Origin of the sequence: Spirosoma oryzicola (assembly GCF_021233055.1) — a bacterium.
Classification (GTDB): domain Bacteria; phylum Bacteroidota; class Bacteroidia; order Cytophagales; family Spirosomataceae; genus Spirosoma; species Spirosoma oryzicola.
In genome coordinates this window covers 470,099-483,256 of the sequence record NZ_CP089538.1, presented here as the reverse complement: position 1 = coordinate 483,256, position 13,158 = coordinate 470,099, and the positions used below count along the sequence as shown (strand labels likewise).

Sequence of the window (13,158 nt, the reverse complement as noted above, 5' to 3'; positions counted from 1 at the left end):
CGGTTAGTAATTTATAAGATTAAGTTAACACCTTTTCTCTACAGTAAAAAGAAGTTGATCGTTATCTTTATCCCATTCCAAGCATAATCAAAGTTAAACTATTATAAATGCAAAAACAAGCCCTTTCCGAAAAGGTTCGTTGAAAGAGTAAATAGTAAGGAAACGAGCAGAACAGCCCTAGTGTTAGAATACGTATAACTAATTGATTGACAAGATATAAAGACTAAAATTAAATAGCAATAGTAGTTACCTGATTCAAAAGTATAAAACTACTTTTTTATTAAAATAACGTTAAAAATTACTAATTTGTTTACATACAAGGATGATCTAATTACTTAACTACAAGAAAAATAGCACAAACTAGGTCTGTGCTATTGTACTATATCCAGAGTTTGGTCTGATTACTTCAATTTTGATACAGCTTCTTTGATGCGCTCAACAGCTTCAACAAGCGATTCATCAGCGGCAGCTGTCGAAATCCGCAGGCAATTGGGAGCACCGAACCCTGATCCGGCAACCGTTGCTACGTACGCTGTATTTAATAACCAAGCGGCAAAATCGTCCGAATTTTCAATTGTCGTCGTACCGTCTGATTTGCCGTAGTACGAGCTGATATCCGGGAAGGCGTAAAAAGCTCCTTCTGGAACATTCGTACGGAAGCCAGGCACTTCTTTCAATAATTTAACGACCAGATCACGGCGACGATGGTATGCTTTGGTCATTTCCATTGAAGGCTCTAACGGTCCCGTTAAGGCCGCAACGGTCGCTTTTTGCGCAATCGAGTTAGTACCCGACGTTACCTGACCCTGCAACTTTTCTACACCTTCAGCGATCCATTTTGCCGCACCGATGTAACCAATCCGCCAGCCAGTCATTGCAAATCCTTTGGCAACACCATTTACGGTGATCACGCGCTCTGCAATTTCGGGAATAGACCCGATGCTGAAATGTCCTTCCGGCGTAAAGTTGATGTATTCGTAAATTTCATCCGCCAGCACGTACACATTTTCGTGACGGGCAACCACGTCGGCAATGGCACGAAGCTCCGCTTCCGAGTAGATAGAACCGGTTGGATTGTTCGGCGACGCGTACATCACAATCTTCGTACGGTCGGTGATAGCCGCTTCAAATTGCTCGGGCGTTACTTTGAAATTATTCTCGAACGATCCGTCAACGACAACCGCTTTCCCCTCGGCTAGCTTCACCATCTCGGAATAGCTAACCCAGTAAGGTGAGAAAATGACCACTTCATCACCCGGATTGATCAGAACCTGAATAACGTTAGCCAGCGAGTGTTTAGCCCCGGTCGAAACAACGATATTCTCGGGTTTCCAGTCGATGTTGTTATCGCGCTTGAACTTATCAGCAATCGCTTTGCGAAGATCTGGATACCCCGCAACTGGCGAGTAGCCATGAAAGCCGTCGTCGATGGCTTTTTTGGCGGCCTCACAGATGTGTTGAGGAGTTTTAAAATCCGGCTCTCCGACGCTCAGGCTGATTACTTTGTGGCCCTGAGCGGCCAATTCACGAGCTTTCTTGGTCATCGCCAGCGTGGACGACTCCTCCAGCGCGTTGATGCGGTCGGCTAACAAACTCACGGTGTCAAGCGTGGCAGACATAATCGGTGTTTCTTTTTGAGAAAATTATAACAAACTGACTACAAAGGTACTATCTTTTCAGCGTAGCGACGATATTTTTCAGAAATTAAAAATCGCAACATCGCTGGTATCCGGGCATTCATTAAGCAATTCTTGGGTTGTTTTCTGCAAAACAGGATGTCTGTAGTGGGGCGCGATCTCCGTCAATGGCATCAGCGTGAACCGGCGAAGATGCAGATAAGGGTGTGGAATACTAAGTGTTTCTGTCCTTATCGCTTGCTGCTCGTAGTACAGAATATCAATGTCGATCAGGCGAGCCCCCCACTTATCAAGCCGAACACGCCCCAACTCGTACTCAATAGCCTGGGTGTGTTCAAGTAGCGGCTGCGGAGCCAGGGCTGTCTCGACAAGCAATACCTGATTCAGATACGACGGTTGCTCAGTAACGCCCCAGGGAGCCGTTTCGTACAAACTCGACTGTCGAATGATCTTCCCAACCTGTTGGGCAATCAGTTCGACAGCCCGGCTCATGGTTGTGACCCGGTCGCCAAGATTGGCCCCTAAAAGAAGGAATGTTTCCAAGGCGTGAAGTTGCTGGTTTACTGTCAGGTTAGAAAACTAGTATTGTCCGAAATTCATGAAAACGCGTGATAGGGTCTGGGCCCGTGGTGTCGGTTTCTTAAAACTGACACGAATTGCTGACGCCAAAGGTCGGTTTTGAGAAACCGACACCACGGGCTCGCCGACACCACTCACTCAACACTACATCATGTGTTTTACGAATTCCACATAATACGGGTTTGGGAACCCAACTTCAACTAAAAATTGACACTTACTACGAAATCAATAATCTTTGATTGGTTTGATGCCGTAGTAGGCGTCAATCTCTTCCTGACTAGGGGTTTTGGCGGGCCGTACGATCCGAAAGCCAACGAACGAAGCCGACGTAAGCCACCAGTCTGACTTAGGACTTTGCGGATCGAGTACTTTCCAGGCTGGAGCCGAAGGCGTACGAGCCGCTGAGCGTAGGACCGTCGGATCATCATCCCAGGAGCCACCCCGTACCGAGTTCGGATACAGTGTAGTCGTTGGTGCATATGACTCCTTGACCTTTCCACTGGCTACCTGTTTGTAATAATCCTCGATGTACTGATCCTTGGTCCACTCCATGACGTTACCGTGTATATCGTAGAGACCGAACGAATTTGGTTTCTTCGTCCCGACCTTTTTATAACCACCATCGCTGTTTCCCTTGAACACCGCGTATTCGCCCAGTTTTTTCACATCGTTACCGAAAGAATAAGCCAGCGTCGCATTTTTGTCGTTGCCCCGGCAAGCGTATTCCCATTCAGCTTCGGTCGGCAACCGGTAAAACACCCCCGTTTTAGCGTACAGCCAGGCGCAGAATTTGATGGCCGCGTACTGGGTCATGTTGATTGCTGGATAACCTGCCCGACCCATACCGAACGACATATCGACATACGGCGGACTAGGCCGGGTGGTAGCGTCCGTTTTAGACAGCTTGGCGTCGGTGTCGGTATATTTCGCGGCCATTTCCTTTTCCATATTGGTAAAGGCGAACAGGTCATAAAGATCCCACGTTACCTCGTATTTCCCCATGTAGAATGGCTCGATTGTTACACCATGCTGCGGACTTTCATCGGGTTTGTGTCCTTTTTCAGAGGGAGTGCTACCCATCAGGTACTTACCGCCTGGGATAGCAGCCATTGCATACGTCTGGTTACTACCGGGAATAACCTGCGTGTAGGAAGTAAAACTAGTCGTCGTTTGGGCATTCACGCTCACGACTGAACTTAGGGCAACTATACTCGCTACACTGAGATATTTCAGAAACATTGTTGGTTATAAGGAAAAGGCAAGGATCATGTTGGTCCGTAAAAATACGAACGATTTTCTTTATTGTACCTTTGTAACCAGAGAGAAGTCCAGTTGACCGAATGTACCCGCAAGCAACGAAGCAGAACGATTCCCCTGGACCATCAAATTGATTCAAAATTAGCTAATGAATTACCTTTCAGCGGAAAATTTAACGAAGTCATACGGCGACCGGATGCTGTTCCAAAATCTGACGTTTGGCGTCAATCGGGGCGATAAGGTGGCTATCGTCGGGGCCAACGGCTCGGGCAAAACAACACTGCTTTCCATCCTAGCCGGAGCAGCGCCCCCCGACGCCGGTATTGTTAGCCACCGGAAAGATATTAGTATCGGCTACCTCGATCAACAACCCGACCTCAACGATGCCCTGACTGTGATGAATGTCGTACTGGCGGGCGATAGCGCCCAACTCGATGCGGTACGTGCCTACGAACATGCGTTGGCCAACGACGATCACGCAGCGCTCGAACAAGCTATGTCGGACATGGAAAAGCTAGAAGCCTGGGATTACGAGTCCCAGATTCGGCAAATCCTCGGGGAGTTGGGCATTCAGAATGTCGAACAGCCGGTAGGGTCGCTGTCGGGTGGGCAACGCAAGCGGGTTGCGCTGGCACGGGTACTGATCCAGAACCCTGATTTGCTTATTCTGGACGAGCCAACCAACCACCTCGACCTGGAAGCGATTGAATACCTCGAAAACTTCCTCAACACGAACAACGGTACGTTGCTGATGGTCTCCCACGACCGTTATTTCCTGGATCGGGTCTGCAATCAGATCGCGGAACTCGACAATGGCCAGCTATACACCTACAAAGGCAACTACGCGTATTTTCTGGAAAAGAAAGACGAGCGCGAACAAGCCGCAGCGTCGGAACTGGCGAAAGACCGAAACACCTTCCGGCGCGAACTGGAGTGGATGCGTCGGCAGCCCAAAGCGCGGGGTACCAAAGCCCAGTACCGGATCGACGCGTTTGAGGACCTGAAAGAAAAAACAAGCGGTCGTCGCAGCGACGGCGATCTGGATTTAAACCTGCGTACCGCCCGGCTTGGCACCAAGATTCTGGAAGTCGAAAATCTAAGCAAACGATTCGATGAAAAAGTCCTGCTCGATCATTTTACGTACACGTTCAAACGGTTCGACCGCGTCGGGCTGATCGGCAAAAACGGCATGGGTAAAACCACACTGATGAATATGCTGACGGGTCAGTTGCGGCCCGATTCGGGAAAGATCACAACGGGCGGCACAGTTAAGTTTGGGTATTACACACAGAGTGAACTAGACATTCCCGAAAATCAACGCGTTATCGATGTTGTACAGGATGTTGCCGAGGTGATGAAACTAGCCAATGGCGACACCGTTTCGGCTAGTCAGTTGCTAAGCCGGTTCCTGTTCGACCGCGCGAAGCAGTACGATTACGTGGCGAAGCTAAGCGGTGGCGAAAAACGGCGGTTGCAGTTGCTACTGGTGTTGGTGCAGAATCCGAACTTCTTGATTCTCGATGAGCCAACGAACGACCTGGACATCACGACGCTCAACGTACTGGAAGACTTTTTGCTTAGTTTCTCCGGTTGTGTTCTGATCGTTACCCACGACCGTTACTTTATGGATCGGCTCGTTGAGCACGTTTTTGTATTGGAGGGTGCCGGTAAAGTTCGCGACTATCCGGGTAATTACACGGATTACCGCGAATGGCGCGACTCGCAGCCCAAGAACGTACCGCAAGTCGATAAGTCAGTGCAGCCCACGGCTAAGAACCAAACCGCCAGCGAGGTAGTTTCACCGGCGACGGCGGTTAGCACTACGACGGCCAAAAAGAAATTGTCGTTCAAGGAAATTCGTGAGTACGAAACACTCGAAAAAGAAATCGAGTCGCTGGAGCAACGGAAAACCGAGGTAATTGGTCTACTGAATACGGGCGGCCACCACGAACAGTTAACGGCGTGGTCGCGAGAAATCGAAGAGATTGATCAAAGTATTGCTACAAAATCAGACCGTTGGCTGGAGCTGGCGGAATATATTTAGAGCGTGAATGAGCGAATGGGTGAACGAAGCAACCGCCAGTACTTCACTCTTTCACTCATTGACTCTTTCACTCTTTACGTATGCACCAGATTGTCGACTTTTTTCAGTACCTGTTAAATTCGGAAGAGATTATCCGAACGGGTGGTTTAGTCCTGATCACGCTTATTATTTTCGTCGAGAACGGAATCATCTTCGGGTTTTTCCTGCCGGGCGATTACCTGCTGTTTTTGTCAGGCGTGTTTGCAGGGACAAAGATTTTGAACGTACCGCTCTGGCTGCTATTGAGCTGCATTTTCGGAGCAGCCGTGTTAGGTTCGCTGACGGGTTATTTGACGGGTTATTACTTCGGTGCCCGCATTAAGAACCGCCCTGACTCCCTGTTTTTCAAGCAGAAATACATTGACGACACACGGGATGCGTTTGTTCGTTACGGAAACGGCGCCCTGATTATTTCCCGTTTTCTGCCGGTCGTACGGACCTTCGCTCCTATCCTGGCCGGACTGATTCACATGCCGAGCCGCTTCTTTATGCTGTATAATATTGTCGGCGGAGCGATTTGGGTCTTAACGCTCGTCGGGGGTGGGTTTTACTTCGGAGAGCGCTTTCCGTGGATCATTAACTATGTGCACTGGATTATTATTTTCTTCCTGGCAGTCACAACATTTACGGTGGTTAAAGGATATCTGAACGCCCGCAAAGAACGACGAACGGAGAAGGTGTAACAGCCAAACCGGTTGATTGAATGGGGGCATACGCCATATCTCCAAGATATGGCGTATGCCCCCATTCAATCAACCGGTTTACTAATCAGATTTTCTAATTCCGCAGCGGCTTACCGCCCGTCAGCAGGCTTTGAATACGTTCCAGCGTTTTCTTTTCGCCCGATAGCGACAGGAAGGCTTCCCGCTCCAGATCGAGTAAGTACTGCTCCGATACGTTTTGCGGAACGCTTAAATCACCACCACAGATTACGTACGCCAGCTTGTCAACGATCTTACGGTCGTGGTCCGAAATGTAGCGGCCCATGTGCATAGCCGTGATACCCGCTTTAAACAAGGCAATACCGGTTTTTCCCTGTACTTTGATGTCCATACGCGGTTTTGGCTGGGTGTATCCGTTCTCTGCCAGTTCGATAGCCGCCTGCTTGGCTTCGGCCAGTAGCCGACTGCGGTTTAGAACGATCTGATCCGTCGAGCGGAGGTAGTTCATGTCGCGGGCTTCCTGCGCTGAGGTTGACACTTTCGCCGTGGCGATGTTCATGAACACATTTTGCAGAATGTTCAATTCGGGATCGCCAGTTTGGTAGAGATCCGACGCGCGAGCCGCCATTTCTTTCGTACCACCACCGGCGGGAATCAACCCGACACCCACTTCGACCAGCCCAATGTAGCTTTCGGCATGGGCAACCGCCCGGTCGGCATGCAGCACCGCTTCGCAGCCGCCCCCCAGCGTAAGCGTATGCGGAGCCACAATAACGGGTATCGATGAATAGCGTAACCGCGTGATCAACTTCTGAAACTGCGCAATCATCAGGTTTACTTCGTCGAACTCCTGCTCAACGGCATACATAAACAGCGTTCCGAGGTTGGCCCCGGCAGAAAACGCGTCGGTCGAATCGTTCCCGACAACCAGCCCCCGAAAATCTTTCTCGGCCAGCGAAATTCCTTTTAATAACGCTTCCGACACTTCCTGACCGAAGGTGTTCATTTTGCTGCGGAACTCTACGTTCAGAATGCCGTCGCCCAGATCGACAACGTTAGCACCGGAATTTTTCCAGACGATGTTGTTACTCAAGTTTTCCAGAATGGTAAATGCCTCCGTACCTGGAATTACTTTGTAGCTCTTCGTTGGAATATCATAGTATTTCCGCTTGCCGTTTTCCAGCTTATAGAAACTGTCAAAACCAGCGTCGAGCATATCGTATACCCACGGCGCGGGCTTCTGACCAGATGATTCGATCAGTTCGACACCTTTGCGGACGCCAATCGCATCCCAGGTTTCAAACAGCCCCAGCTGCCAGCCAAAACCAGCCGTGATAGCCGCGTCGATCCGGTACAGTTCATCGGAGATTTCGGGAATGCGATACGTTGCGTAACGGAACCCATCGGCAAAAGTCCGACGGTAAAACTCACCTGCCTTGTCTTTACCAGCGATCAGCACCGGAAACCGTTTTTTCAGGTTGTCAATCGCTTTGGTACTCTCCAGCGTTCCGAATTTTACTTTTTGTGACGGCTTATACTCAAACGTTTTCAGGTCCAGCGCCAGGATCAGCGTCTGCCCTTTCTCGTCTTTTGTTTTCTTGTAATAGCCCTGACCGGTCTTGTCGCCCAGCCACTTGTTCTCCATCAGTTTCTGCACCGATGACGGCAACTCGAACGACGACCGCGACTCGTCGTGCTCCATCCTGACGAGGTTGCTGGCTACGTTGACCGTCGTGTCCAGACCGACCACATCCGACAACCGGAACGTTCCCGACTTAGGACGGCCCACGACGGGTCCGGTTAGTTTATCGACTTCCTCGACCGTCAGACCCAGTTCTTCGGCTACGCGAATGGTTTGAATCAACGATTGAATACCGAGTCGATTGGCAATAAAGCCGGGTGTATCTTTACACAGAACGGTCGTTTTACCGAGGTACAAATCCCCGTAGTTCACCAGAAAATCGATAACCGCCGGGTCGGTGTCGGGACCGGGAATGATTTCGAGCAAACGCAGGTAGCGGGGCGGATTAAAGAAGTGCGTTCCGCAGAAGTTACGCCGGAAATCCTCACTGCGGCCTTCCGTCAACAGGTGCATCGGAATACCCGACGTGTTTGACGTGATCAGCGTTCCCGGTTTGCGGAACTGCTCGACGCGCTCGTATACCGAACGCTTGACATCGAGCCGTTCAACGACTACCTCGATCACCCAATCGTAGGTGGCTATATCCTTTAGATTATCATCGAAATTACCCAGCTTGACCCGGTCGGCAAATTTTGGTGCGTACAACGAAGCGGGACTTGCTTTTAGCATCGTCTGGAACGCGTCGTTGACGATCCGGTTACGGACGGCTGGACTATCGACGGTTAGCCCTTTTACTTTTTCGGCATCGTTCGGCTCTTTCGGGACAATGTCCAACAGCAGTACATCTACACCGATATTGGCGAAATGAGCCGCAATCCGCGATCCCATAATCCCCGAACCTAATACGGCTACGCGCCGGATGGTCCGATTTTTTACTTGTGGTTTGGGTTTCTCCAGGGTTGCTTCCATGGGGTTTGTGGTAAAAGAGACACCGATAAAGCTACCCGTTGATTCGTAGACTTTATCGGTGTTCCTGGCTTTATGGTTAATCTAAGGGTAATTCTTCGGGTTCGCCGGTTTTGATTTTCGCATTTTCATCTTCGACCATCCGATTGATTTCTTTGATCACATCGAAGAAAACGACCAGTTTGTCGAGCGGAATTCGTTCGCGAATCATGTTATTGAACTGAATAACGCCTTCACGAGCCATCTCCCGTTTCTCTTTACCTTCTTCGGTCAGGTAGATGCGCACAAACCGTTTGTCGTTTCCGTCTACCTCCCGGCGAATCAGTCCCCGCTCTTCGAGACTTTTCAGCATCCGCACCAGCGATCGCGGCTCCATTCCCAGCAACGGACCAATTTTGGTAGCGGGCGTACCGTTATCGAGGTCGATGTTGAGCAGCACGTAGCCAATCGCCATCGTGATGTCGAAGCGGCCTGCGTGGGCGTTGTACATCCGCGAAATGGCATGCCAGGCCCATTTGATGTGAAAATCTACTGTTTTCTCTTTCTTCATAGCAGGTGTCGTACTGTCCAATTTATGGATGTAAATCTACTATTTTTTCTGAAAACAGTATGCATGCATAATAGTTTCAACCGGGATTTATATGATTTGACCGATTACATTGATTCTAGGTTGGCTTTGTCGGTAACGGATGAATACGACAGAACCATGATTGATCAGATTCTATAAGTCCCGCCAAGACACCAGACCGTTTAAATCTTCTCTGCCAGCAGCTTGTCGATTAGCCGGTTGAATTCGTCTACGTATTGATCGTAGTATTTACCAGTTCCGGGGCCGGAGAAGCCGGTATGAATAGAGCGCACCTGCCCTTTTTTATCGATGATAATGGTTGTAGGGAAAGCGACTACAGCATTCAGATCAGGCAATGCTTTCGAGGCCTGCGCCTTATCGTTGGTGCCTGCCAATACAACCGGATAATCGATCTTGAACCGCTGCTTCATCCGTTCGATTTTTGGACCCGATTCGGTCATTTCAGGCGACCGTTCAAACGCGAGACCCAGCACCTCGACGCCCCGCTGTTTGTTGCGCTTGTACCAGGGACTCAGGAAATTGGTTTCGTCCATGCAGTTTGGGCACCAGGAGCCTAGAATCTGCACAATCGTCACTTTGTTTTTAAAGCGCGGATCAGCCAGCGAAACGACCTTGCCGTTTGGTTCTGGAAACGATACATTTAGTGTTTTCGAACCGGGTTTCAGGAAAGTCAGCTTGGCGGGATCAGGCAATTCGGCTTTGGGATCAAACCGAGCTACCCACGACTCGTACCCAGAAACCCCCGCCCAGAAACCACCCGTGAGCGTTTTCGTGGCCGGATCATGTTTAGCTTTGAACAGAAACAAATGTGATCCATCGAAGCAGGATAAAAACAGACTATCACCCACAACGTTGCCATCGAGGTAGCGATAGTCTCCCGTCGGTGTCAGGAAGGTTCCCGTTACCTGATTACCTTTCTGATTAAACACCCCCACGGCGTTTACGGTATCCACCTTTCCAGTTTTGCTGCCAAAGTCGGTCGCCCATTTACCAGCCAGATTCGCAGCTGTTCCTTTGGCTTCTTTGACAAACCGGTAATTCTGGCCGTGCTGCGCTTCAAACGGTAATGTCTGATACTGTTGCGCAGTCCGACGCCGACGCCAGACGCCACGGAGCGTATTATCCTCTATCTTTGCAATCAATTCCGACTCAAACAACGCCATCGGTATACGAATGGAGTCACCCTGAACGGTAGCGGGGTCCATCGGCAGCCGTTCGTTACCGTTGAGCGCAAAGACTGTGTACGTTTTAGAAGAACCCGCTGTTGGCTGAATGTCCAATCCGAACGGTAAGTCGCCACCTTTGGTTTTCAGAACAGCGCGGTACGTTCCGGGCTTCACCGTTGACGAAGAAGACTGGCCGGAGCAGGCTGTGGTCGCTAATAAATAGATGCTATAAATAATCACTCTTTTCATAAAAATCACTCGTTAATGTACTGTAAATAGCTTACGAATAGACGCCTGTAATTTGAAGTTTGTAATGCGTAAGTAAATAAACAAATTAACTCCACCCACCTTCACTATTGTTCATGCGGTCACTTTTTACTTTCCTCATACTATTACTACCAATTTCTTTATTAGCACAATATCAAGTCCGGTCAGCCACGCTGATAGATGACAACGAGAAAACAATTACTGGATTTGTTAAATTCTACGATTGGGACAGAAGTCCTAAAAATATAGAATTTGGAGAAGACACGGTGGGATCGATGACCTCCTTTTCATTAAGAAGTATGCGAAAACTCTTTATCCAAGGCGGTCCCACGTACGAGAGCTTGTATTTAAAAGTTCCTTATTACGCAACATCTCCTGTATCGATTGGAGGAAATATCATCGATCATATAGATTCAACTTATTGCCTGGCTGAGTTATTACTCGATAGTGAATCCGTAAAACTTTATCGATTTTTCGATCAGGATGCATCAGTACGTTTTGTTATTAGTAAAAACGACACGCTGACCTTATTGAATGATATTCATGTCCAGGTGTATCGGCGAGAGGGTAGGTTTGATATAACGGATCATGAATACAGAAGGCAATTACGAACCTTACTTCAGGAATGTCCTACCCTGAAAATAGACAATACTACTTACTCAGAGAAAAGTATACTTCAACTTCTTAAGGAATACCTTTCGTTTTGTAAGATAGATTCTAAGATATACTCAGAGCAGAAAAAATTAGGAACGGCAACTTTCTTACTTGGCACATTTGCTTCGTTGTGGCCTACCGATCAGAGAACTGTAATAGGTTATGGATTAATGTGTCAGGTTCTGCTTCCCAGGAGACTCAATAATACATTCCTATGTCTTGATCTTGGGCGGTCTAGCCGGAATTCCTCAGTAGGAGTCGAAACGACACTTCAGCTTGGGTTCTATGCCGGGAAGTACTTTGGACAACATGCTATTCAAGGTAAGTTATATACTGGGTTTTCGACTGGTTTTGGTTTCTTAGATACCAGTATTGGTTTGAGCTATCGAAAAATGATATCTATTGAGACACGATACCCCATCTTTTCGGGTTTACTTTTTGGTTTTAAAGAAGATGGCTCCAATAGTCATATTCGTCCAGCTCTTATGCTTCGAGCTACATTGCCGCTCTCGTCATTAACCAGAAAACGAGTACCTCAATGATGATCGGAATGAATATAGTTCATCAAACAATTATGCCAACTACATACCACGAACCTGTTTTATTACAAGCCTGCATCGACGGTTTGAATTTACAACCCGGCGGCACCTACGTCGATATTACGTTTGGCGGGGGCGGGCACAGCCGCGAAATCCTTCATCAACTGGAAGGCGGACGCTTGTTCGGTTTTGATCAGGATGCCGATGCCCGCGCCAATGCCCAGGCCATCAATGACCCGCGATTGACATTCGTTGCCGCTAATTTCCGCAACATGAAACGCTACCTGCGTTTGTATAAAGCGAATCAGGTAGACGGTATTCTGGCCGATCTAGGTATCTCATCGCACCAGATCGATACACCAGAGCGCGGCTTCTCGACCCGCTTTGACGCTGACCTCGACATGCGCATGAACCAACAGGCCGACCGCACAGCCCGGCAGGTGATTAATGACTATTCGGAAGCGGATTTGCACCGAATTTTGGGTATGTACGGCGAAATCACTAACGCCCGAACCGCTGCCAGCGCCATCGTGTCGGCCCGCTCAAACCGGCCGCTTAAAACGGTCAACGATCTGAAAGCCGCCTTGCAACGATACGCGCCACGCGGTAAAGAAAATAAATATTTTGCCCAGGTTTTTCAGGCGCTTCGCATCGAAGTGAACGAAGAATTACAGGCCCTGGAAGAATTTCTGGAGCAGGTGCCGGAGGTACTAAAGCCGGGCGGGCGTCTTGTGGTGATGTCGTATCATTCGCTGGAAGACCGACTGGTCAAGAACTTTATCAACAAGGGTAAATTTCAGGGCGAGGTCGAGAAAGATTTGTTTGGCAACGACCTGAAACCACTCCAATCCGTTACCCGCAAACCCATCGAAGCGACACCCGACGAAATTGCCCGGAATCCCCGCGCCCGTAGTGCCAAGCTTCGTATTGCCGAGAAACCATTGGTTGATTAACTTCTGAGTGTCAGTATGATTGGTGGTGTCGGGCGGGTGGAGTCGGCGGGGCCGCCCGCGCGGTTCTCAAAACCGACCCTTGGCGTCAGCAATTCGTGTCGGTTTCTCAAAACCGATACCACCCTAGAAGGACATCGGATTGAGGCAAAGCTAACATTTCGGACAATAATGATTTGAGAATCTGGCACCACGAGCATACTGACACCGAAATCTACTTTGTTATT

The 13,158-nt window shown here is 49.0% G+C and carries 10 protein-coding genes; 4 read left to right on the top strand and 6 right to left on the bottom strand.

From position 1 onward, the window contains the following. Positions 1–401: 401 nt before the first annotated feature. From LQ777_RS01975 to LQ777_RS01965, 3 genes are all read right to left on the bottom strand, one after another. Positions 402–1,619 (bottom strand): pyridoxal phosphate-dependent aminotransferase, encoded by a 1,218-nt coding sequence (locus LQ777_RS01975; RefSeq protein WP_232560840.1) that lies wholly within the window; start codon positions 1,617–1,619, stop codon positions 402–404. 78 nt (positions 1,620–1,697) lie between these two features. After that, complete coding sequence (folK, locus tag LQ777_RS01970) at positions 1,698–2,180, bottom strand: 2-amino-4-hydroxy-6-hydroxymethyldihydropteridine diphosphokinase (RefSeq protein WP_232560839.1); 483 nt, start codon at positions 2,178–2,180, stop codon at positions 1,698–1,700. A 261-nt stretch (positions 2,181–2,441) separates the two neighbouring features. Beyond that, positions 2,442–3,455 carry a formylglycine-generating enzyme family protein gene (locus LQ777_RS01965; RefSeq protein ID WP_232560838.1) on the bottom strand — a complete coding sequence of 338 codons (1,014 nt, stop codon included), beginning with the start codon at positions 3,453–3,455 and terminating at the stop codon, positions 2,442–2,444. Positions 3,456–3,621: 166 nt separating this feature from the next. Between LQ777_RS01965 and LQ777_RS01960 the strand changes: the two genes are divergently transcribed. After that, entirely contained in the window at positions 3,622–5,517 is a 1,896-nt protein-coding gene (locus LQ777_RS01960) for an ABC-F family ATP-binding cassette domain-containing protein (protein ID WP_232560837.1), read from the top strand. An 80-nt stretch (positions 5,518–5,597) separates the two neighbouring features. Continuing rightward, positions 5,598–6,239 (top strand): DedA family protein, encoded by a 642-nt coding sequence (locus LQ777_RS01955; RefSeq protein ID WP_232560836.1) that lies wholly within the window; start codon positions 5,598–5,600, stop codon positions 6,237–6,239. Positions 6,240–6,333: 94 nt separating this feature from the next. On the opposite strand, the gene LQ777_RS01950 is transcribed toward LQ777_RS01955, so the two are convergent. The 3 genes from LQ777_RS01950 to LQ777_RS01940 all read right to left on the bottom strand — a co-directional run bounded on the left by LQ777_RS01950 (position 6,334) and on the right by LQ777_RS01940 (position 10,770). Then, positions 6,334–8,769 carry a 3-hydroxyacyl-CoA dehydrogenase/enoyl-CoA hydratase family protein gene (locus LQ777_RS01950; RefSeq protein WP_232560835.1) on the bottom strand — a complete coding sequence of 812 codons (2,436 nt, stop codon included), beginning with the start codon at positions 8,767–8,769 and terminating at the stop codon, positions 6,334–6,336. A gap of 76 nt (positions 8,770–8,845) precedes the next feature. Beyond that, positions 8,846–9,316, bottom strand: coding sequence for a MarR family winged helix-turn-helix transcriptional regulator (locus LQ777_RS01945; protein WP_232560834.1), 471 nt, complete (start codon positions 9,314–9,316; stop codon positions 8,846–8,848). 200 nt (positions 9,317–9,516) lie between these two features. Continuing rightward, positions 9,517–10,770, bottom strand: coding sequence for a TlpA family protein disulfide reductase (locus LQ777_RS01940; protein WP_232560833.1), 1,254 nt, complete (start codon positions 10,768–10,770; stop codon positions 9,517–9,519). A 113-nt stretch (positions 10,771–10,883) separates the two neighbouring features. On the opposite strand from LQ777_RS01940, the gene LQ777_RS01935 reads away from it, so the two are divergent. Together LQ777_RS01935 and rsmH are read left to right on the top strand one after the other, a co-directional pair. Further along, the gene (locus LQ777_RS01935; RefSeq protein ID WP_232560832.1) at positions 10,884–11,984 is read left to right on the top strand and encodes a hypothetical protein; all 1,101 of its coding nucleotides are present in this window, start codon (positions 10,884–10,886) and stop codon (positions 11,982–11,984) included. 32 nt (positions 11,985–12,016) lie between these two features. Then, positions 12,017–12,934, top strand: a complete 918-nt coding sequence (rsmH, locus tag LQ777_RS01930) for a 16S rRNA (cytosine(1402)-N(4))-methyltransferase RsmH (RefSeq protein WP_232560831.1) — start codon at positions 12,017–12,019, stop codon at positions 12,932–12,934. Positions 12,935–13,158 lie beyond the last annotated feature (224 nt).